Origin of the sequence: Roseomonas sp. FDAARGOS_362 (assembly GCF_002754815.1) — a bacterium.
Lineage (GTDB): Bacteria > Pseudomonadota > Alphaproteobacteria > Acetobacterales > Acetobacteraceae > Roseomonas > Roseomonas mucosa.
This window is the reverse complement of record NZ_CP024583.1, coordinates 187,346-208,540: the sequence shown is the minus strand read 5'-3', so window position 1 is coordinate 208,540 and position 21,195 is coordinate 187,346. Positions and strand designations below refer to the sequence as shown.

The 21,195-nt window shown below is 67.3% G+C and carries 19 protein-coding genes and 2 pseudogenes; 15 read left to right on the top strand and 6 right to left on the bottom strand.

Annotated features, from left to right (window positions below):
- Window positions 1-3: 3 nt before the first annotated feature.
- Window positions 4-1,146 (top strand): annotated as a pseudogene (locus tag CTJ15_RS02750) (IS1182 family transposase); the annotation flags it as partial.
- A 104-nt stretch (window positions 1,147-1,250) separates the two neighbouring features.
- Here the strand turns inward: CTJ15_RS02750 and mobF are convergent.
- Together mobF and CTJ15_RS02740 are read right to left on the bottom strand one after the other, a co-directional pair.
- Window positions 1,251-4,373, bottom strand: a complete 3,123-nt coding sequence (gene mobF / locus CTJ15_RS02745; RefSeq protein ID WP_099781057.1) for a MobF family relaxase — start codon at window positions 4,371-4,373, stop codon at window positions 1,251-1,253.
- Window positions 4,370-4,684, bottom strand: a complete 315-nt coding sequence (locus tag CTJ15_RS02740; RefSeq protein ID WP_099781056.1) for a hypothetical protein — start codon at window positions 4,682-4,684, stop codon at window positions 4,370-4,372. Before CTJ15_RS02740 ends, mobF begins: the two co-directional genes overlap by 4 nt.
- A gap of 346 nt (window positions 4,685-5,030) precedes the next feature.
- Here CTJ15_RS02740 and CTJ15_RS23720 point away from each other — a divergent pair, with 346 nt between their 5' ends.
- The 6 genes from CTJ15_RS23720 to CTJ15_RS24140 all read left to right on the top strand — a co-directional run bounded on the left by CTJ15_RS23720 (window position 5,031) and on the right by CTJ15_RS24140 (window position 8,706).
- Window positions 5,031-5,558, top strand: a complete 528-nt coding sequence (locus CTJ15_RS23720; RefSeq protein WP_126281762.1) for a hypothetical protein — start codon at window positions 5,031-5,033, stop codon at window positions 5,556-5,558.
- Between the two features lies 1 nt (window position 5,559).
- Window positions 5,560-6,378 carry a zeta toxin family protein gene (locus CTJ15_RS02735; RefSeq protein WP_099781055.1) on the top strand — a complete coding sequence of 273 codons (819 nt, stop codon included), beginning with the start codon at window positions 5,560-5,562 and terminating at the stop codon, window positions 6,376-6,378.
- A gap of 8 nt (window positions 6,379-6,386) precedes the next feature.
- The gene (locus CTJ15_RS02730; RefSeq protein WP_126281761.1) at window positions 6,387-7,049 is read left to right on the top strand and encodes a hypothetical protein; all 663 of its coding nucleotides are present in this window, start codon (window positions 6,387-6,389) and stop codon (window positions 7,047-7,049) included.
- Between the two features lie 129 nt (window positions 7,050-7,178).
- On the top strand, window positions 7,179-7,982 hold the full coding sequence (locus CTJ15_RS24975) for a hypothetical protein (RefSeq protein ID WP_126281760.1): 804 nt from the start codon (window positions 7,179-7,181) through the stop codon (window positions 7,980-7,982).
- Between the two features lie 3 nt (window positions 7,983-7,985).
- Window positions 7,986-8,402, top strand: coding sequence for a hypothetical protein (locus CTJ15_RS23715; protein WP_126281759.1), 417 nt, complete (start codon window positions 7,986-7,988; stop codon window positions 8,400-8,402).
- 115 nt (window positions 8,403-8,517) lie between these two features.
- Window positions 8,518-8,706: a hypothetical protein gene (locus tag CTJ15_RS24140; protein WP_099781051.1), complete on the top strand. Its 189-nt coding sequence runs from the start codon at window positions 8,518-8,520 to the stop codon at window positions 8,704-8,706.
- On the opposite strand, the gene CTJ15_RS02710 is transcribed toward CTJ15_RS24140, so the two are convergent.
- Window positions 8,684-8,905, bottom strand: coding sequence for a nuclease (locus CTJ15_RS02710; RefSeq protein WP_099781050.1), 222 nt, complete (start codon window positions 8,903-8,905; stop codon window positions 8,684-8,686). The two genes, CTJ15_RS24140 and CTJ15_RS02710, sit on opposite strands and share 23 nt — an antisense overlap.
- Window positions 8,906-9,152: 247 nt before the next feature.
- Here CTJ15_RS02710 and CTJ15_RS23710 point away from each other — a divergent pair, with 247 nt between their 5' ends.
- Window positions 9,153-9,539 (top strand): hypothetical protein, encoded by a 387-nt coding sequence (locus CTJ15_RS23710; RefSeq protein WP_126281757.1) that lies wholly within the window; start codon window positions 9,153-9,155, stop codon window positions 9,537-9,539.
- 339 nt (window positions 9,540-9,878) lie between these two features.
- On the opposite strand, the gene CTJ15_RS02705 is transcribed toward CTJ15_RS23710, so the two are convergent.
- The gene (locus tag CTJ15_RS02705; protein ID WP_099781049.1) at window positions 9,879-10,604 is read right to left on the bottom strand and encodes a hypothetical protein; all 726 of its coding nucleotides are present in this window, start codon (window positions 10,602-10,604) and stop codon (window positions 9,879-9,881) included.
- Between the two features lie 1,025 nt (window positions 10,605-11,629).
- Between CTJ15_RS02705 and CTJ15_RS23705 the strand changes: the two genes are divergently transcribed.
- The 5 genes and pseudogenes from CTJ15_RS23705 to CTJ15_RS02680 all read left to right on the top strand — a co-directional run.
- Window positions 11,630-12,061, top strand: a complete 432-nt coding sequence (locus tag CTJ15_RS23705) for a transposase (protein ID WP_126281756.1) — start codon at window positions 11,630-11,632, stop codon at window positions 12,059-12,061.
- A complete protein-coding gene (locus CTJ15_RS02695; RefSeq protein ID WP_099781047.1) occupies window positions 12,048-13,280 on the top strand; it encodes a site-specific integrase in 1,233 nt (410 codons plus the stop codon). The genes CTJ15_RS23705 and CTJ15_RS02695 overlap by 14 nt, the downstream gene beginning before the upstream one ends.
- Complete coding sequence (locus CTJ15_RS02690) at window positions 13,280-14,644, top strand: tyrosine-type recombinase/integrase (RefSeq protein WP_099781090.1); 1,365 nt, start codon at window positions 13,280-13,282, stop codon at window positions 14,642-14,644. Before CTJ15_RS02695 ends, CTJ15_RS02690 begins: the two co-directional genes overlap by 1 nt.
- Window positions 14,641-15,645, top strand: coding sequence for a tyrosine-type recombinase/integrase (locus tag CTJ15_RS02685; RefSeq protein WP_025292317.1), 1,005 nt, complete (start codon window positions 14,641-14,643; stop codon window positions 15,643-15,645). Before CTJ15_RS02690 ends, CTJ15_RS02685 begins: the two co-directional genes overlap by 4 nt.
- A gap of 84 nt (window positions 15,646-15,729) precedes the next feature.
- Window positions 15,730-16,512 (top strand): annotated as a pseudogene (locus CTJ15_RS02680) (IS110 family transposase); the annotation flags it as partial.
- On the opposite strand, the gene CTJ15_RS25240 reads toward CTJ15_RS02680, so the two are convergent.
- Both CTJ15_RS25240 and CTJ15_RS02670 read right to left on the bottom strand, forming a co-directional pair.
- On the bottom strand, window positions 16,451-17,119 hold the full coding sequence (locus CTJ15_RS25240) for a transposase (RefSeq protein ID WP_126281755.1): 669 nt from the start codon (window positions 17,117-17,119) through the stop codon (window positions 16,451-16,453). The pseudogene CTJ15_RS02680 and the gene CTJ15_RS25240 overlap by 62 nt on opposite strands.
- A gap of 159 nt (window positions 17,120-17,278) precedes the next feature.
- Window positions 17,279-17,971 (bottom strand): recombinase family protein, encoded by a 693-nt coding sequence (locus tag CTJ15_RS02670; protein WP_099781045.1) that lies wholly within the window; start codon window positions 17,969-17,971, stop codon window positions 17,279-17,281.
- 167 nt (window positions 17,972-18,138) lie between these two features.
- Here CTJ15_RS02670 and CTJ15_RS02665 point away from each other — a divergent pair, with 167 nt between their 5' ends.
- A complete protein-coding gene (locus tag CTJ15_RS02665; RefSeq protein ID WP_099781044.1) occupies window positions 18,139-18,402 on the top strand; it encodes a type II toxin-antitoxin system prevent-host-death family antitoxin in 264 nt (87 codons plus the stop codon).
- A 928-nt stretch (window positions 18,403-19,330) separates the two neighbouring features.
- A complete protein-coding gene (locus CTJ15_RS02655) occupies window positions 19,331-20,332 on the top strand; it encodes a replication protein RepA (protein ID WP_099781042.1) in 1,002 nt (333 codons plus the stop codon).
- The last annotated feature ends 863 nt before the right edge of the window (window positions 20,333-21,195 follow it).

Sequence of the window (21,195 nt, the reverse complement as noted above, 5' to 3'; positions counted from 1 at the left end):
GGTCTGACACCCGACTTCAAGACCATCGCCGATTTCCGCCGGGACAATGGCCCGGCCATCAAGGCGACCTGCCGTCAGTTCGTCCTGCTGTGCCGCAAGCTCGACCTGTTCTCCGACAGCCTGGTCGCGATCGACGGCAGCAAGTTCAAGGCGGTGAACGCCCGTGACAAGACCTACAGCCAGTCCGTCATCCAGCGACGGATGGAGCAGGCCGAGGCCAACGTCGCTCGCTACCTGGCGGCACTCGATACCGCCGACAGGCACGACCCCGGTGTGCCCACGGCAAAAGTCTAACGCCTGCGGGAGAAGCTGGACCGGCTGCGCGAGCAGATGCGGCACCTACGGGAGATGGAGAAGGTCGTCGCAGCTGCGCCGGACGGGCAGGTCTCGCTAACGGACCCGAATGCGCGCGCCATGACCACCTCGGGCCGCGGCACCACGGTGGTCGGCTACAACGTCCAGGCGGCCGTGGACGCGACGCACCACCTGATCGTGGCACACGAGGTCACCAACGCCACCAGCGACCGCGCGCAGCTCGCGCACATGGGCAAGCTGGCCCAGGAGGCGACGGGCCGGATGGCGCTGACCGTGCTGGCCGACCGTGGCTACTTCGCCGGCCGCCAGATCGTCGCCTGCGAGGAGGCCGGGATGGTGACCTACGTGCCCAAGCCATACACCTCGGGCGCCAAGGCGGATGGCCGGTTCGGCAAGCAGGATTTCGTCTATGTGCCGGGGCAGGACGCCTACCGGTGTCCTGCCGGCGAGACCATGAAGTGGTGGTTCAACCGCGTCGACGAGAACGGGATGACGTTGCGGCACTACTGGACCACCAAGTGCCCGGAATGTCCGATCAAGGCGCAGTGCACGCCGGCCAAGATGCGCCGGGTCACTCGCTGGGAGCATGAGGGCGTGCTGGACGCCATGCAGAAGCGGCTCGACCAGGTTCCGCAGGCGATGATCCTGCGGCGGCAAACGGTTGAGCATCCGTTCGGCACCATCAAGGCCTGGATGGGCGCCACGCACTTCCTGACCCGGACGTTGAAACGGGTCGGCACGGAGATGAGCCTGCAGGTTCTGGCCTACAACATGAAGCGGGTCATCGCGATCCTAGGCGTCAGGCCACTGATGGAGGCCATCCGGGCGTGATAGGCTCGGCACCACGCCCGGCTACCCCTTCGGCGAACCCGGCGCGATCACGCGCAGACTGACAAGATGCTCGTTTCCACACAGGCTGCACCCATTGCTGACGGTCATCCCATTCCAGGCGAGGGCGTCGATGGCTTCGCCACCCCCTCGATCTCCCGGCGCGCCACCTCCGTCTCGACGCGCAGCCGCCGCAGATGCTCCTCGGCCGCCGCGCCCGACCCGCCGCGCATCAGAGACAGCGCCGCGTCCAGGGCGGCGATGCTGCGCGGCATCGCCGCCTGCAGGGCCACCGCCTGCCGGTGCTCACGGATCTCGCGGCCGAGGTCGCGCCCCTGGTGCTCGGCCGTCTCCACCATATGCTGGAAGCGGATGAAGGACAGGGTGGCCTTCTCCCGGCCCTCCCGGATGTAAGAGAGCAGGTCAGTGCCGAGCGGCTTGTAGGGCTTCTGCGCCAGCCCCTCGGCCGCCTTGGCCCAGAGGTCCTCGCTGGTGATGGGCGTGGCGTCGCCCAGGGCGCGGCCGCGCTTGACCGCCTCGAAGGTGGCTGCCTCCGAGATCATGGTCCAGGTCGTGCCCTTCGCCCGGCTCTCGGCCACGTAGCCCTTGAAGGCAGTGACGCCGGCGGTGCCGCGCGGCAGGGCGTTGATGTGCTCGCCCGAGGTGATGCCCTGGGCCGCGTCCACGGTCAGGGCGTGCCCGAAGCCCAGCAGCAGCCGCCCCGTCGCGCCGTCCGTCAGCCGGCGCCACTCCACCTCGCCCTCGATTCCGTCCTTGTTGCGCAGCCGCAGGCCCTCCCGGCCCCGCCCGACCACCGTCAGCACGTCGCCGTTGGCGCCGATGAAGGTCCGCTGGCCGTCGTCGAGGGCCGCCCAGGTCCGCCGGAACAGCCGGATACGGTCCCCGGTGGCGATCGGCAGGTCGTAGGTCTCGCCGCGCTGGTCGATGGCCCGGTAGACCACCTCGTCGGCGCCGATCTCGCCGCGCGCCCGCATCCGCGCGCGCACCGCCCGGCTGATGTCGGCCACGTCCTCGTTGGTCGGCGCCGAGACCGTCACCTCCAGCTTCGAGCCGGCGGCCAGCAGGGCGTCGCGCCGGGCCAGGTAGTGGTCGGCGATCTGCTCCACCACCTGGTCCTGGTCGCCGCCCAGCAGCCGGGCCGAGCCGTCGCCCCGCGCCCGCTTGCGAGCCAGCGCCTCGGCCGCCTGCCCCTCGCGGAACAGCCCGGCGATCCGGCGGTCCTCCAGGCTGCGCTGCCGCACGGTGTCGAGGATCTCCGTCTGCTCCGAGCGCGGCAGCGCCCGGCGCATCAGCTCCACCGCGTCGCCGGCCTCGATCGACTGCGCCTGCTCGCGGTCGCCCAGCACCTTGAGGGTCATGCCGGTCCGCGCCTGCACCTGCAGCAGCGCCAGCAGGGCGCAGGGGGCGACCTGGCTCACCTCGTCGATCACCAGCACCGTGTTGCGGGTCGGCACGATCCGCCCGGCCTCGATGGCCTTCAGCAGCGGGTCCATGGCAATCGTCTGGCCGATGCCGGCCTCGGCCAGGGCGCTGGCCTGGCGCCAGGCGGTCGCCGCGCCGATCACCTCCCGGCCGCCCGCGTCGAAGCGCGTGTCGGCCTTCCAGGCGGCGACCAGCGGCCGCAGCAGGGTGGTCTTGCCCGCGCCGGCGACGCCGGTGAGCATGGACAGCGCCCCGCCCTGACCCAGGGCGTAGATCGCCGCGCGCTGGGCGGCGGCATGGGCGGGCTCGCGGGTGAGGTCGAGGTGCCCGGCCCGGATGGCGGCGTCGATCGCCGCGGTGATGGCGCGGGCCGGCAGGGCGCCGGAGCGGTCGCGGGCGGCGCGGTGGGCCTCGGCCTGCAGCGCCTCCTCCAGCCGCAGCTGGGCGGTGTTGGTCACCCGCACCTTGTCGCCCGAGAGGCCGACGACGAGGGCGACCTGCTCGCCGCGCAGGGTAATGCCGCGCCGCTCGATCAGCTCCACCACCCGGTCGATGTCCCCGGTGCCGCCGGCGATGCCGGTGCCGATCAGACCCCGGGCGGCATGGAGGCGCAGCTTGTCGTGGTCGATCACCGCCGCGGTGCGGAACTCGGTGGCGAGGTGCCGAGCGGCGAAGCGGTAGGCCCGGTCGAACCGCTCGGCGTCCGACAGCCTCGGGTGGGCCACCTCGTCCATGACGGTGGTGTGCTGCCAGCCGATGGCCTCGGCCTGGGCCAACCAGATCTCCCGGTCGCCCTTGGGGCCGTTCTTTTCCAGGCGGGTGGCGAGGCCGGTGACGGCCAGGATCCTGAACTTGCCTTCGGCGGACATGGTGTCCCAGTCGAGGCCCTGGCTCCTGGCGTAGGCCTTGGCGGACCGCTCCACCTGCCGGCGGCCCTTGGAGAACAGGTCGGAGGCCGCCTGCGGGATGGCGTCGAGCACCACCGCCTGCTGCTGGCGGTCGTAGGACACCCGCGCCCCCAGCTCGCGCAGGTGGTCCGCCAGCCGGGCCTGGAAGTAGGCGCCGAACTCGTGGACCCGGCTGTGCAGGCGCTGGGTGTCCAGGGAGCCGACCCGGCCGTCCTCGGTGACGACGGCGTTGAACAGGGCGTTGTGGATATGGGCGTGGGGATCGCCGTCCATGGTGGCGACCGTGGCGAGGTAGGTGGCGCCGTCCCTGCCGTCGCGGACCGAGACGGTCGACCGGGCGGTGTGGTGGCGAAAGCTGACCCAGCCGACCGCCCCGGGGTCGGCCCCGAGTGCCCCGCCCTGTCCCTTGCGGGCCCAGCCCAGCTCGGCGGCGACGTAGCGCATGGTGGCGTCGTTGGCGCGGTCGATGGCGTGCCAGATCGCGGCCCGCTCGGCCGGGGTGGCGGCGAACTCGGCGGCCAGGGAGACCGACTTGTGCGGGGCGAGGGTCAGGTCATAGGCGCTGATCACGCGCTTCTGGCCCGACCAGGCTTCGCCGGTATCGGCCCGCCTGGCCTCAAACAGGCGGTCGAGCGCCTCGTCCCTGGGCATGCGGGAGACGTCGATGCCGAGGGCCTGGGCGATGGCCATGGGCATGTCCGGCCGCCAGGAGGCCCGGCTGTCGCGGCCGGTATAGTAGGCGGTCAGCCGCCCGCCGGGATCGAGATGCTTTCCTGGCGTGACCGCCGGATCGAAGGCTGGCTCGGGGGTGCTCTCGGTGAAGTAGGCGCGGAGCAGCCTGCCTGAGCTGGCGGCGGCGAGCTTGCGGAAGGTCATCATGGCTGCCGCTCCCCGAAGCGCTGCGCCAGGACGACCTCGTGGGCGACCAGGCGGGGCAGCTCCCGCGTGAGGTCGAGGGCGTGGCCTTCGAGATCGCGCAGCACGGTCGTGTGCTCGCCGAGCAGGGCGACGATGGCCTGGAGCATCTCGGTGGTGGTGGGCCCCTCCCGGGGAGCCGGCGTGAGCAGCTTGATGATGGCCGCCAACTGCTCGCCCAGGTTGTGCAGGACGGTGTCCTGGTGATCGAGGCGGCGCAGGACCTCCTCCGATGCGGCCGTTCGCAAGGGATTGGTGTTGGGTTGCTCGTCCACGGCGGACCTCCTTCTGGTGGGGAAGGAGACTGCCAGGGTGGCTTGCGAATGGAGGTATCGACGTGTCGGAGCGAGGATCGGGCCACGGGCCCGAGCACATAGGGTGCAATGGTGTATGGCTCAGCTTCTTGACCCACAATCCAATAACAATGCCGGCGCAAGCCGACCGCAATGCCAGCGCAACGCACCGACAACCACCCCGCAATCGAAGAGCAACAGAATCGCAACGACTGCTCAACGCGACGACATTGCGGGCACAACGGGACAACAATGCTGCGGCAGCCGCCGACCGGGGCCCCTGCCCTGAGACGACCCGCACGGTGCAAGAACGCGCGAGCCATGCGAGATGAGCACGCTGCGTGGCCGAAAGCTCAAAGCGTTCTTCACCGAGAACGCGCACGCCAATGAAAGCCCCCTCTTTCGATGGCTATGGGACCATTATGAGGCCGTGGAGGAAGGCCTGACCCAACACAAGACGGGCTGGGATGCGTGGATCGCCCGCCTCAAGATTGACGGAGTAAAAGGCAAGCGCGGAGCCGAGCCATCGGCTTCCATCGTCGTAAGGACCTGGCAGCGTGTATGCCGGGAAAAAGCCCTCCTTCGGGATCAGGCACGCGCGCCCAAGCTTAAAGTAGGTAAGTCCGCGCCCAATCGCTCGCCGAAGACCAACCACCCGCCCCCGGGCGTCGAGCGGCCCCCCAATCCTCCCACCCCGCCGAAAATGCACCCGCCGTTCGCGTCGGACGGTGGCACCTCATCCAAGCCGGCGCCGGCGGATGCGGACCTTCCGCCCGAGGCGCAGGCGGAGATGGACAAGCTGAGGGCACGCCTTCGCCACGCGGACCGGGCGCTCAGGATCGGCAGGAGCCAGTAGGATGAGCAGGATTCGGAATCAGACCCCGCAGGACGGACGCAAGCCCGTGCTGCTGATCGCGATCGGCCGGCAGCGGGTGGGCAAGACCACCTTCCTCAACGCGGTCGGCCAGTATTTCAAGGAGCGGGGGGCGGACCTGCGGCTGTGGAACGCCGACCAGGCGAACAGTACCCACACGCTCAACCGTTTCGACAAGGATGCCCAGTCGGCGCCCGCCGGAACCTTCGAGGATACGATGGCCTGGATCGAGGGCCGGATGATGGAGCAGATCGAGCAGCGGTACGACGCCATCCTGGACGTCGGCGGCGGCGAGACGGCGCTGACGCAGTTGGCGGAGGAGACGCAGCTGGTCGAGCAGCTGGAGGGGGCGGGCATCCGGCCGGTGGCGGTCCATCTGCTCGGGGCCGAGTTCGCGGACCTGGACTACCTGAACAACTGTGCCGGCGAGGGGATGTTCAGCCCGGAGGCGACGCTGCTGGTTCTGAACCAGGGCCTGCTTAGGTCCGGCCGCAACGCCGATTTCGCCTTCGGCAAGATCTACGAGCACGAGACCTTCAAGGATGCCATGCGCAAGGGCGCCAAGGTCGCGATGATGCCGGCGCTCAGCTGCATGGCGCAGGTGACGGACCGTGGGCTGAGCTTCTCGGACGCGGCGAACGGGAAGCAGGTGGCCGGGTACCCGCCGACCTCGATCTTCGACCGGTCGCGGGTGGCGACCTGGTGGCAGAAGTCGATGCCGGCCTTCTTCGCCGAGATCAATCCGGAGTGGCTGCCGAGGCTCCCCGTAGCGGCGCCGACGCCCGCGGAGGCGGCCGAGTGATGGACGGGATGCAGACATCGACGATCTCAGGGCTGGTCGAGCGCGGCCAGCGGGCGCGGGAGGATCTGGAGGACGCGCAGCGCGAGCTCATGCGAGCGCTCGATGCTCTCGACGTGGTTCCCGGGCATCCGGAGGCGGCCTTCGTGGCTGCCATGGCGGGGACGCAGCGGGCGTTCGCCAGCATGGCCGTGGGGATGGGGGAGGACCTGCGGGGCGTGGTGGCGGCCGCGCAGGCACAAAGCCGGGAGGAGCTGGAACGCCTGCGGGAGGCGACCCGGCTGGCCAACGCGACCACGGCGCAGGCGCAGGCCGCGGCGGTGGCCAACGACGTGGAGCGCAAGCGGGTCATCGAGCGGATGGTCAAGGAGGTCGCACCGGGGATCGTGGATTCCCTGCGGGGGAGCCTGGTCATCAAGGAGGTGGCCTACGACCGGCGGCGTCGGGCGGGGTTCTACGCGCGCGGGGCGCTGATGTTCGTGGGAGTGTTCCTGGCGGGCTACCTGATCTCGTTCTGGCAGGACTCGGCGGCGCTGGGCGTGACGGTGCAGCGGTGTCAGGAGCGGATGGTGACGGCGCAGAACGGGGAGATGTGGTGCAAGATGGATGGGCACCTGACGCGGGGGCTGCCGCCCACGCCCACGCCGGCGAGGCCGGCGGCCCCGGCGCGCTGAGGGAAACCGTCGTCGCGACCGGACGGACCGTCATTCGCACGGGGGTCTGGAAAGGTAGCCGCCGTCGCGAAGGAGGCGACGGCGATGAAGCGGTATCGAGGCGGAGGGAGCATAGACAGCCCCAGGGCGATGCTGGCGGTGGCCTTGGCCATCGCCGGGCCGGCTGGCGTGGCGCTGGCGCAATCGGGCGTCATGACGATGAACGGGGTGCCGGAGCAGGTGATCCCGCGGGTGATGGAGATGGGGCTGGGCTCCTTCACCATCGTGCCGGCCCAGGGCTCGGCGACGCCGAGCACTGGCGGCAGCGGCAACGGCTCGGAAAGCGGCTCGGGGAGCGGCAGCGGCTGGACCGTCACGGGCAGCAGCACGGCGCTGGACCTGATGACGTCGCGGTCGTGGGGGACGCAGGCGAGCGAGGCGGCGACGGCGGTGGGGGTGAACCCCTCGGCGCTGGCGGCGACGTGCATGGTGGAGAGCCGGTGCCAGAGCGTGAACGGGTCGGTCGCGGGCATTCGGGGGGCATTCCAGATGCTGGATGCTACCTTCGAGTGGGGGGCGGACCAGGCGGTTCGGTACAACCCCAGCCTAGCAGGCACGATCAACCGAGGCGTGGACGGGTCGATGGATGCGGGGAACCAGGCGTACAGCGCGGCGGCCTACCTACGTTCGCAGGCGGAGCGGCTACAGGCTGCCGGGATCAGCAACCCGACGGTGCTGGACGTGCGGGGCGGCTACAATTTCGGTCAGCGTTATACGGTTGCCATTGCCCAGGCGGACAGTTCCCAGACGATGGGAGAGATCATGTCCGGAGCTTCCAACAACGTGTTCACGCAGAACGGCATCACGCGTGACACGACGGTAGGCCAATGGCGGGCGATGATGTCGTCCAGGATGGGTGACGCGGCAACCCAATCCGTACTTTTGGGAGTATAGAGAATGGTGATCAAGTCGCTGGCACTGGCTGCCCTGGCTGTAGGAATGTACGTGGTTTCGGTACAGGCACAGCCCACACCTGCCGGCCCGCATGTGACGGGCCATATTCAGGGCTACGAGTGCATGCAGCTCCGACCCGGCCCTGAGAATGAGACCTGGGATGATCTGCCAAGGGTGCTCGCTGAACCGAAGCGTGGCGCAGTGGAGGTAGGGATCGCGACGGTTTCTGTGATCGTCAAGAACCCGCATGTGCTGCAGAACGGCTATCTGCAGGTGCTGCACATGGACGGGCGGCCTGGCTGGGTGGAAGCCAAGGTGCTGGAGCCCTGGGTGAACAACAACGCGCCCGGCGTGCGGTGCGTGCCGGCGATGATGTCGAACGGGCGACCCGGGTTCGACTACATCCGTCCGCGCCGCTGACGCCGCCGGCCGGGGGCCGGATGGCCTCCGGCCGCCTTCCGGGAACCGTCGGTTCAGTCCCTGGTGCTATGGTGGCGTCGCGCGCCGGATCAGGGGCCGCGGCAGGAGCATCGGGATGCTGGACAGGATGTGGCGGACGCTACCGCCGGGCGTGGCGTGGTTCGCGGCCGGGGCGGTGTTCTGCGTGCTGGGGGCGCTGATGGCGAGCGGGCCGCAGGCACGCGAGGTGGCGCAGCTCGGCTGGTGGGGCGCGATCGGGTTCGTGGTGTTGATCCTGGCGTTCAGCGGTCGGCGAGCCGACTGAGGCCGGCGAGGCGCGGCCCGGGATGGGCCGCGACGAAGGCGGCCAGGGCCTCGATCCAGGCGGCGACGTCCTGCGGGATGGGCGAGGCGCCCTTGAGCCAGCGGCGGATCTGGGTCTGGTGGCGGCCGGTGCGGCGGGCGAGTTCGCGCTTGGCCCAGCCGATGACGATGAGGCAGCGGCCGAGGCGGGCGCCTGACATGACGGTGGGTGTGGTGGCGGTGTGTTCGCGTTGAACACGGGTCCCGGGTTCCGCGACGCGCTCGGCAAGTCTTGCGGTGGGGACGAGGAAGTCTGGCAGGGTGTCGGGCATCTGTGAAGCCTGCCAGGGAGCGATGCGAACGGCGTGCGCGGTATCGGGCGACGCGAAGGATGCCGTTCGCAAGCGGCAGCGCGAGGGTGCCGGCGGCGGTGCGAGGAAGGCGCCGCGGATCGGAGGAGGCCTCGACGTGACGCGAATGCTGATGCTGGCGGTGCTGCTGGTGCCGGGTGCGGTGGTGGCGCAGACGCTGCTGCCACCGGGCTATTCGCCCGGGGCGGTGGTGACGTCGCCGGGGTATGGGGGAGGTCCGTTCAACAGCGGGCCGGTGGCGGGCCCGTTCGGGGCGGGCCCGAGCCAGCCCGGTGGCTGGGGCGGGGGTAGCGTGTTCGGGTCGGAGCGGCCTGCGGCGCGGCGTGCGGCGGCGGGGTGCGTGTTCGCCGGGCAGAGCTACTCGGAAGGGGCGGTGGTCGGGGAGCAGGGGCGGGCGCGGCAGGTGTGCGCGGCGCGGCCCGGGGCGACGCTGGATGAGGATGGCAACATGCCGCTGACGTGGCAGCTGCTGCCGGGCGAGTGAGGCGGGTGGCGACGGTTGGGTTGCCATGCGCCCTGGCGTGGCCGGGTTGCGCCGGGGGCGGCGTCGCGGAGCGGCGTTGCGCCCGGGGCGGCCTGGCCATGCCGTAGGGGGCATGGCCGGCGCGGCGTGTCCGCCTGTCGGGTGCGCGGCGCCTCTGGCGCCGCCGTCGTATGGTTCGGCGCCGCAGGCGCCGTCCGTTTTGCCACGAGCTGGCGCAGGTGGTGTGGCGGGAGGCCGGGGAGCGATCGGGGGGTCCAGGGGGGCAGAGCCCGGAGGGCGTCGCCCCCCTGGCCGCCGGTGGAAGGGAGGGGCGGAGGCCGAAGCCCCCGCCCTGTGGTGTCAGTCGAAGGCGGAGGCGCGGGCCTGGGCGGCCTGGCGGCCGACCCCCTGGCTCTCGGGGGTGCTGGCGACGTAGGGCTTCCAGGCGTTGCCGGTGATCGTCTCGAAGGCGCGGACGGCCCCTTCGGCGGCGGCAAGGGTGGCGTAGCTCTGGCGGGCCATCTCGGCGGCGAAGATCTGGGCACGCTCCACGCGGCTCTCGAAGCCGCTCGGCCCATCGCGGTCCTCGTCGCGGTCGTCGTTCATCTTGCTGGCCATGTCGCGGGCGATGGCGCGCTTGCTGTCGAAGAACTGGGCGGCCCCGTAGGCGCTGCCGACATAGGCGCCGACGATGCGCTGGAAGTGCATTTCCATCGCCTTGTCGCTGAGGGCTTCGCGAAGGTCCTCGGACTGCTGCACGAGGCTGGTTTCCGTCGCGGCGGCGATGCCGTCCACGTCCACCGGGTCCATGCCGAACAGGCGGCACAGCTTGGCCATCATGTCGTGGGTGGGGGCCTGACGGCCGGCATCGGCGAGGGTGATGCCCTGGCGGCTGCCCTGGGGACGGCGGGCCGGGGCCTGCGGCTGCTGCGCCGTGGCGGGCTTGCCGCCGGGCTTGCCACCCTTGGCGGGGGTGCGGGGCTTGCCGGGGCGGGCAGCGGTCATGGCGCGGCCCATGGTGGTGTCGGCGTCGGCGCCCTTGTTCTCGGTGGTGGCGGAAGCGATGTTCTGGGAAGCCTGGGACATGATGCACGTTCCTGTCTCTGGTGAGGCCGGGGGGAAGGGCTCGAACCCCCTTCCTTCCGGCCGCCCCGTCTCTCGGGGACAAGAGAAACATAACAGTATTCGTGGGTTGTGTCCATAATATTAGCCATGACAAGCCCGAACGCCATCAAGTAAATAGGAAATAAATCAGACTTTCCTGAGCGCGGGGAGTGCAGAGGGCGCAGCCCTTTGCCCACCGGAGGTCCGGCCGACCGACGCCCCCCCCTTGCGGGGGCCGAGGGCGGTCGGCGGTCGGTAGTGCAGGCGCGCCGGGAGGGTATGTGTGGATCAGCCTTTCCCTCGCGCATCTCTCAGGGAGTAGGACCGGGGTCCGGTCTGGTGCGCGGGCGTGGGTGGCTGACCTGCGACGATGGCGTGGCGGGGCCGGGCGCACCATCTGTACTTGGCGACGGCGATCTATACTTGCGAATACTGCCACGACAGCGGCGCGGGGCCGCCGCCCTAAGCCGGCGTACCGGGCCGGACCCCGGTCCTGCTACCGGCTCGGAGAGATGGGCGAGGGAAAGGCTGATCCACACACGGGGCGCCGGAACGGGTCACGGGCGGGCGGCTGGGGGTGTGGGATCGGCGGCGGCGGGAGGTGGCGCACGGCGGCCGCGGGGCACGGGCCGTGGTGAGGTTGCGGCATGGGATCGTGACCCGAAGGGCCGAGACCCCGCAGGGGGCTCGGGGAGGCCGCGCAGCGGCCGAGTAGAGCCCGGTCCCCGCGAAGCGGGGAGCCGCCCAAACAGGACACCCGGCGGCAAAGGCCTAGAGGAGAAGACCGTCGGCGAAGGAGCGGGTCATCGGTTGCGATACTGCCAGAACTCGTCCGGGACATGGGCCGCGCAGTACCAGGTGCCCGATGCTCTCTTTGCCGGATCGACGCCGGCGCCGAACCCACCCCAGCGGCCGCAGACGGCGCAGTAATGTTGGGGCGGACGGTCCCACGGCATCCTCTGCCAAGATCAGTCATCGCCGATGATCAACCGGGAAAGGCCAGTCCGATGCAGCTCAAGCGTCTCGCGGTCGACACCTCGAAAGCCACCTTTACCTTGCACGGGGTCGATGAGCGGGATCAGCCCGTCCTGCGCCAGAACATGACCCGGGCGCAGTTCGAGACCTTCTGCGCCAAGCTGCCGGCGACCGAGGTAGTGCTGGAAGCCTGTGGCAGCTCCCATCACTGGGGACGGTTCCTACAAGGCTTTGGGCATACGGTGAGGTTGATCCCGCCTCAGTACGTCAAGCCGTTCGTCCGCTTATGGCGAGGTGACCATAAGCGGACTAATCATCAGGTGACCATAATGCGAAGGAACGCGGGGCAAACGCATGGAACCCGCCCGGTGGCGCTGCTTTTCGCCAACTTTGCTGCACATTATTTTCCGGCGAACCTCTGCAGTCTTTTGACGAGCAGAGGAGTTATTGATGTCGAAATCTGAACGAGAACTGATTGTTGAGCTCGAAGCCGTATTGATCGGCCGCCGATACAGCCCCGTAGTGATCAGAAATTACTGCAGCTACGCCCGCGAGTTTCTGGACTATCTCATGTACCGAGGGATTCCAGTCGCAGACGTGACCGAAACCGAAGTAGCGGAATATTTGCGTCGTGCGGCCGCGCAATTCCGCAAGCGCCGCGGACGACGGCCCAGCAAGCGCTGGCACGAAGTCCCGCAGTCCGGGATTCACGCGCTGCTGCGGCTTGGGCAGGGTCAGTGGCCGCCTTCTCCCAAAGTGGCCTGCGCCGCTGACGCACTACGGTTTACGGTCTGCAACGAATACGAAACCTGGCTTCGCGACGAGCGTGGCCTTGCCCAAGCCAGCATCGACGCGTTCTTATGGGAAGCCCGCTACTTCCTTGCCTGGCAACTCGACCGGAGCGGGGTCGAGGGTCTCAACGGATTAACCGTCGGCGACATCGACAGCTATATGGACCTGCGTGGCTCGAAGCTGACGCGTAGTTCGCTGAAATCCGCAGCGGAGCGGCTTCGTTCGCTGCTGCGCCACCTCTACAGGACTGCCCGCGTTGCGGCAGATCTGTCGCCGCATATCATCGCGCCGCGGCTCTATGCTTATGAAGGGGTCCCTTCGATCCTGGAGCGCAACCAGATCACCGCGGTTCTGGCAAGCACGAGCATGGACACGACGACTGCCGGTTTGCGGGACCATGCGATATTACAACTCCTCGCCACCTACGGGCTCCGTGCAAGCGAAGTCCGTAACATGCGGATCGAAGACATAGACTGGCGGGCCGAAGTCGTTCGTGTCCGTCACAGCAAAACGCAAGCCTATACGCTCCTTCCTTTGATGGAGCCGGTTGGCGAAGCGATCCTTGCTTACCTGCGGTCTGGACGGCCCGCGACCGATGCCAGGGAGATCTTCATCCGGACGCGTGCGCCCTATCGCAAGCTCGACAAGCTATACAGCCTGGTTCGGCGGAGGCTCCGGGATGCCGGCGTCAATCCCTTGGGCAAGTGCGGCCCCCACATCTTCCGTCACGCTCGTGCGACCGAGTTACTGCGCGCGGCAGTTCCGAAAAAGGTAATTGGCGATCTGTTAGGACATCGCTCGACCGGGTCGACAGACCCCTACCTCAAGCTTGCCACCGAGGATCTGAGGGCCGTCGCTCTTGATGTGCCAGGAACGGAGGTGCTGGCATGATCTCCCGTTGGCCTGATTCCGATCGCACGCGCATTGGCAGCTATGTCGCGAGCCTTGATCTGCGCGATCTCAAAAGCCGCACCTGCTATCAACAGGTCCTGCATAGCTTCCAGGATGCCGTTGAACGGCACGGGTTGCTCGATCAACAAGCGCTGCAAGCTTGGCTACGGGAATTAGCGTCTCGCTGGGCGACATCTACGCTCCTGCATCGCACTCGCATCATCGATCGGTTCCTCGACCACCTCGTGGCAACCGGTGCGATTGATCACAACCCTGTCGAAGGTCTGCGTCAGGCATGTCATATAAAGCAGAGCATGCCGATCTGGCGCGCGTTGATATCGTGTAATCCAGAACAGGCTCTTGCCACACTGCGCCAGCCCAAACCGTTCGGTAGTGTGCTGGGCGAGGTTATGGCCGAGCATGTCGCCATGATGCGCCGTAGGGGATACAAATATACTTCGCAACCGGTGCGGCTTTTGCAGTTCGACCGGTTCCTGCAACTGAACCCGCAACTGGAAACCGAGCCGCTGCGCGTCATGATCGATCGATGGGCGGCGACGAAAGGCACGCGTAACCATGCATATGAGCGCAAAAACCTTGAGCGCCTCTTTGCCAAAATCCAGCGGCGGTGCGATCCGTCAGCTCCTCGGCGTCGACCGGATCCGAGACCCCAAAAAGAGGTCCGCAAGCAGTGGCGAACGCCTCATATCTACTCTCCTGTCGACGTACGGCGCATGCTCGACATTGCCCGTTCGTATCCCTCTCCGCGGGCAACACTTCGTCCGTTGAGCATCTACACCATGCTGTTGCTGGCCTACTGTGCGGGTCTGCGGCGGGGAGAGTTGGCCAGGCTGGATCTTGGTGACGTTAATCCCGGTGACGGCACCATCACGGTTCGGCAGACCAAGTTCTTCAAGACCCGAATTCTGCCACTTCCTGACAGTGTGATGATGGAACTCCGGGCCTACATCGCTGCACGGCGTCAGGTCGGCGCATCGCAGGACCCGCACTCTGCTCTGTTCTGGCACGTCCAGGGCAGATCCCGCTACACGCCCGAAATGATCACCTGGTTGCTCACAGACGTCGTACGTCGCGCCGGATTGAAACCACTGCAAGGGCAGTTCGGGCCTCGCGTTCATGATCTTCGGCACTCGATGGTCGTGAACCGTATCCTTGAATGGTACCGTCTGGGGATCAACCCGCAGGAGCGGCTGCCGTTCCTCGCGACCTACCTCGGCCATCGGGATATCAACTCCACTCTGGTCTACATCACCGTCACGCAGGATCTGCTGCATCTCGCAAACGAACGGTTCAGGGCCGTGGGCGCGCCATGCCTCAATCTCGAACGGGAGGTGCGGTCATGAGCAAAGCCAATCCGTTCCCGGAACTGATGCGCGCGTTCTTTTACGAATGGCTTGTCGAGCAACGCAATGCGTCCGTCAACACCGTCCGCTCCTACCGCGACACCTGGCGACTGTTCCTCCGGTTTGTCGCTGACCGCGCGAAAAAGAAAGTTGCTATAATCTCGCTCGCCGATCTGACCGCCGCGCAAGTCGCGGCGTTCCTGAGGCACGCCGAGCACGACCGTGGCGGCACGATCGGCACCCGCAACTGCCGGCTTGCTGCGATCCGCAGCTTCTTCAACTTTGTGGCGACCAAGGATCCTGCCTTAATCGCGCAGTGCGTGGAAATCCTCAACATCCCGATCAAGCGGGCGCCGGTATCTGAGCCTTGCTATCTGGATCCGCTGGAAGTGGCAGCGATTCTTGCCCAGCCAGACCAGTCAACCCTCGAAGGCATGCGCGACCATGCGTTGCTCTCGTTCCTCTACAACAGCGGGGCGCGAATACAGGAAGCACTCGATATGTGCCCTGAGGCAATCCGGTTCGATAGCCCGAGTTGCGTTCGGCTTACGGGCAAGGGGCGAAAAGAGCGTCTCTGCCCGCTTTGGCCGGAAACCGTGATGTTGTTGAAAAAGCTGCTTGAGCGGCAGCCACGGGCACAAGACCAGCGGCTGTTCGTCAACCGCTACGGAGAGCCGCTCAGCGCCTCGGGCGTCCGGTTCAAGCTTGCCGCCTATGTGAAGGCGGCGGCTGCGACCATGCCGCCGCTGCAAACGAAGCACGTAACGCCGCACAGCTTCCGTCACGCCACCGCCGTCCACCTTGTATCGGCGGGCGTAGACATCACGGTCATCCGCAGTTGGCTTGGGCATGTGAGCCTCGACACCACCAATCACTACGCGAAGGCCAATCTGGACACAAAGCGAAAGGCGTTGGAACAGGTCGCTGTGCCGGTGGCGACGGCGCACTCTTCATCGTGGAAACGCGATACGAGCCTGCTCGCCTGGCTGGACACGCTCTGAAATAATGCGAAGGAATTTTGCGCGAACGGCCGACAACTGGGCGGCCCGCGTGCGTTCCTTCGCATTATGGTCACCTGATGATTAGTGAAGGCGCAAAAGAACGACGAGCGGGACGCGGAGGCGATCGCCGAGGCGGCGACCCGGCCGACCATGCGCTTTGTCGAGATCAAGAGCGAGGCGCAGCTCGACATGCAGAGCCTGCACCGTGTCCGCGACCGGCTGGTGTGTGAGCGGACGGCGCTGATCAACCAGCTGCGCGCCATTCTGCTCGAGCGCGGCGTCACCGTGCCCCAGGGCCGGCGCAAGCTGGAGGTCTACCTTGAGACCCTGCTGGCCGAGGAGCGGGTCCCGCTCAGTCCGCGGGTGCGGCTGCTCGTCGAGGACCAGCGGGCGGAGTGGCGCGAGCTGGACCGACGTATCGAGGCGTTCGACGAGGAGTTCGCGGCCGAGGCTCGGGCCGATGAGGCTGCCCGGCTGCTGACCACCATTCCCGGCATCGGGCCGCTGAACGCGACGGCGCTGGTGGCGGCAGTCGGCAGGGCCGAGACCTTCGGGCGAGGACGCGACCTCGCCGCCTGGCTTGGGCTGGTGCCGAGGCAGATGACCACGGGTGGCAAGCCAAAGCTGCTGGGGATCAGCAAGCGGGGGAATGTCTACCTGCGCAAGATGCTGATCCACGGCGCGCGGGCGGCGCTGCCGACACTGTCAAAAGCCGAAACCCCGCTCGGCGGATGGCTGCGAGGCTTGGCGGCCCGGGCGCACGTGAACGCCGTGGTGGTGGCACTCGCGGCGAAGCTGGCGCGGATCATCTGCGCAGTGCTGCGAACTGGGCAGAAGTTCGAGATGAAGGCGACGACGGTGTCGTAGCCGAGGGGATCCGCCGTTCGCGCTCGCCCGGTGCGGGCGGCTGGATGAGGTCTGCGGGTGGTGGAAGCGAGATGGCCTGACAGTCGACCGGCGTTCTGGAACCCTGGCGCAAAAAATGGCGCTCTGACGCCGTGACTTTTATGAGGACCAGGACGCGCGGATCTCCATCTTGGCCAGGGCCGATGTGCCTTGTGACCGGATACGTTGGCGTAGACTGATCAGACCAGGTCGTGAAAGCCCTTGCGGACGGGGCGGGCCATACGTTTTTCCACGTTATCCGGCGCCGATCGAAAAAGCGCCACATCGTGCCGATGCCAGCCGACACGCCTGCTTTGGCCAGATCGGCTCGGATCTCCTTGAGGGTGATGTCGGAGGTGCGCTCGACCAAGCGCAGGATCAGCGGCGCATGCGCCTCGATGCGAGCCGTCCGACGATCACCGCCCAGCGGCCCCGGTGCGACCGATCCCGCCTCCCGTGCCAACGTGGCCCAACGGATCGCGCTCGACGCGCTCACCCCGAAGCGGGCCGCCGCCGCCCGGCAAGACGCGCCGGCAGCGATCGCCGCCACCACCCGCTCCCGCAGATCCACCGACAGCGCCTTTGACATGCCCCTGGCCTCCCTCGCCAGGGACACCGAATCACCTCCCGCCAACCTCGTGGATCACGAGTGATTCAGTCAGGCCGGAAAACGCTCTAAGCAGCCGGTTGGTAAGGCAGCTAGGTTCATTCAGTTCATTTGGAATTGGGCCAGAGCCTACTCGAAGCTTCAGTCTGCTTGCCTCGCCAACACGCGCCTCACCTGTGATGCCCCCCAGATCTCCTTGCCACGTGGGGTCCGCACGCCTCGGGCAGTCAACGCCGCGGCAATCTCTCGCAGCGAAGTGGCTCCAGCTCGGCGCGCGGCTACGATGTAGGGCAGCACTTCAGCTGCCCGCTTCGCTGCGTCGCGCTTCCAAACATTTGACGCTAGTGCTGCAACACTTTTGTCACCGGCTTGCAGCCGTGGATTCCCCAGCACTACGCCGCGCATCTTTGCCGCAGTGAGGGCTGCGCGCGTGCGTGCGCTGATCGCGCGGGCTTCTTCCTCAGCTACCAGCGCCATAATGCCGATGGTCAGTCGGTTAGCATGCGGCATGTCCACAGCGAGGAACTCTACGCCGGCCTTCTCCAGCCCCAGCAGGAAATGTGCGTCGCGTGCCAGGCGGTCGAGCTTAGCGATCAGCAGCACGGCGCGACGGGCCCGACTCTCGGCCATCGCTGCCGCTAGTTGCGGGCGGTCGCTCCGCTTGCCGCTCTCCACCTCCTCGAAGCTCGCACACACGATCCCACCGGTCGCCGCTGCGTGCCGATCGACGGCCGCCCGCTGGGCGTCGAGTCCGAGCCCGGAGCGGCCCTGCCGGTCGGTGCTCACTCGGTAATAAGCGACGAAGCGGGGAGGGGAGGGGGAGTGAGGGGCCATCTGAAGCCCGAAAATGCCCTTCCAGCCCCCTTTGTTGCAATCCCAAAGGAACGTTTGACGCTTTGCGACTCCTGCATTGTGGATAGTGTTAGCTGCGTTGCATGCGAAACTTGAGTTTCATGGCTTAGCCGAGTTATGCTGGTTCCACGCAAATAGGAGCATCTTCCATGGCCGAGCCGCTCGCCGTGCCCGCGGCCGAGGTGCAGCGCCGCTTCGCGCTCTACCAGGACAAGGCGCTTACCCAGCCCGTCGCCGTCACCAGCCGCGGCCGCCCGCGCGTGGTGATGATCTCGGTCGAGGAGTACGAGCGGCTGCGCCGCCGTGATCGCCAGGCGATGAAGGTCGAGGAGTTGCCGCCCGACCTCGTCGAGGCGATCGCCGCCGCTCAGCCTTCCGAGGAGTCGCGCCGCTTCGACGATGAAGTTGCCTGAGTCGCAACGCCTAGCGCCGCCACTTCCAGGCGAGGTCATCCGCTACGCGTACCTCTGGACGCATGAGGCCGCTGAGGGTCGCGAGGAGGCGCGCAAGGACCGCCCGTGCGCGGTCGTGATTGCCACGACAGATGCCGCAGGCGTTTCATCCATCGTCGTCGTGCCGCTCACGTCGCGGGCGCCATCCACACCGGACGAAGGGATGGAGATCCCCCCGGCGACTCGCCGACGCTTGGGCCTGCAAGATGAACCGTGCTGGGCGGTGCTGACGGAGGTGAATCGCTTCGTTTGGCCTGGCCCCGATCTGCGGCCCGTGACTACCGCCTTCGGATCGAACTGGGGCTACGGTTTGCTACCGGCCGCTCTGTTCGAGCGCCTGCGTGACGCAGTCGTCGCACGGGCGCGTTCGAGGACACTGCGCGTCACCTCAAGGTCGGCCTGATGCCCCTGCAACCTGCCTTACCTTGTGCCGTGTCTGTCGGTGCCGTCCTGCGGCGTGAGTCGCCACCTACCCACTGGCACCCTGCCCCAAGCCTCTTTCAACATCTTATCGGATGGTGTGCATCCGAAGTCTTCGGCGCAACGCTGAATCAGCGGCCTTTTTCGGAGCTGGCTCGCATGCGTCCTATAGGAAGTTTTTTATATAGGACTCTTATAGGTATGGGCCGCCGATTCAGCGTGGATAACCGGGGGGCACGCCGCGGATTCAGCGTAGATTATGGTCTGCTGAGGCCGCGGATTCAGCGTAGGAAGGCCGCCGATTCAGCGAGACCTTCCACCCAGACCAGCAGAAGGCCGCAGATTCATCGTGGACAAGCGGGGATAACGGGAAGAAGCACTTTGATGCTTCGAAAGGCCGCCGATTCAGCGCACACACCCAATGATACTCGCCTAGGCTTGCCTCACCGGAGGGTGAGCGAGAGGACGCATGGCTGAAATTCACCGCCAGCTCATGCTCTTCGGCGCCGAGGCTCTTCGCCGCTCCGCCAGCGCCATCGAAGATCCCAAGCTACGCCGTAGGGAACTGGGCCGCATTGAGGCTGCTAGCAACGCCATGGGAGAGCTGGCCGACGACGAGCTTGCCTTCACCCATTCGGGCCTCTGCCAAACCTGCCTGCCTCATGCCCGCCCCGACAGCAACGATGCGATCTGGGAGCGCAGTTCCGGGCGCTTTCATCTAATGGTCAGCCCCGGCGTGGTACGCGGTGCTGACGGACGCGCCGCGCGTGTCGGCGTGCCCTACGGCACCCGGGCGCGGCTGATCATGATCTTTCTCCAGACCGAGGGAGTGCGCGGGCGCACGGTCAATCTCGGTCCCAGCATGTCGGCCTGGATCCGCTCTCTCGGCCTGCCCGTGACCGGCGGGCCACGGGGCACCATCCAGGCCATCCGCGAGCAGTCGCTGCGCATCGCCCGCTGTGAGTTCACTCTGCAATGGAGCGCGCCCGCCTCCTCGCCTGGCAGCGGAGAGCAAATGATCATCCGCGACCAGCGCCTCGTATCGGGCCTGTCCCTTTGGCAAGGCCAGGAGGACGGCGATGGGCCGGGATGGTCAGCCACGGTGGAACTGACCAGCGAGTTCCACGAGCACCTGCGCCAGCACGCCGTGCCGCTCGCGCGCGACGCCATCGCCCATCTCAAAGACAACTCGCTCGGCCTGGACCTCTACACGTTGCTGGCCTATCGGCTGCAGCGCCTGGAAAGGCCGCTCCTGCTACGCTGGCAGGCGCTCGCGGCGCAGGTCGGCTCCGACACGACGCGGGTCTCGCACTTAGCGCAGCGTGTGAAGGCCGTACTGCCCGACGTGCTCGCCGTGTACCCGGACGCCGAGGTGGAGGTGGTCCATCACGGCCTCAAGCTCATGCCTTCACGTCCCCCGGTGCCCAAGACGCTGGTGCGCGGGCTCCGCCTCGTCGCGCCAGCTGGATAGGCACGGTCTCCCCCCGGCAGCCGCAGCGGCCGCCCCCTGGTGGTACGTAGAATCGGCGGCCTTTTGAGCTTTCTTCGTGGGCTCAACACGGAGGTCGGGTTACACCAGTGCTTCCTTCGCTGCGATCGAAGCCTGTAGCCGGGCCAGTGCTGCTTCCAGGGTACCCGAGCCGCGCATCACCCTCTGACTGGTTCCCCTCAGAGCCTCTTGTCTAACTTGGAATCTGGTTTCTACCCGGCTCTCGGACTTGCTGTTCGGCAGCAGGCTCACCGGGAGCTGTACAGGGCCAGGGACCGCTGGGAGCACTGCGACAAGCGGGTAGGCGTTCGACACCTGGACGAACATACCAGCAGTTTCCACGCCGCAGACCTGCCGCGACACCATGACGCCACGCCGGGTCCCAATTGAGAAAGCCGGCAGCGCGCGAGGGCGAGTGCCGCCCTCGGTCTGGCTACCCCGGCGGCACGCGCGATGGCCGCGAGCGAGGGATCGCACCGCCCATTGCTCCTGTTGTGGAAGCGATTGGCCAGGGCGCGCAGCACGACCAGGCCGGTGCGCTTGAGCGCGCCGCCATGGGCGCGAGCCAGGTGCGTCGCTCGGTCATATGCCTCGGCCGCAAACAGCAGCCGGGCCACGGCCTGGCGGTCCATTGGCCGGAAGTGCCCCAACCTTGGCCGCTCCGATCCGCGCCGGGCGCGACGGTTCGGCCAAGTGGATGCCGGCGTCCATGGATCTACCGTTCGCCATCGTCTGCCTCAGGGCCGGCGCTGTCGGCTTCTGCCCCCCCTCAGGCGTCCAGTCAGAGCGTACGAACGACGTTTTTGAGAGCAGATGGCGCCCATTCTCTAGGAGTGATATTTATA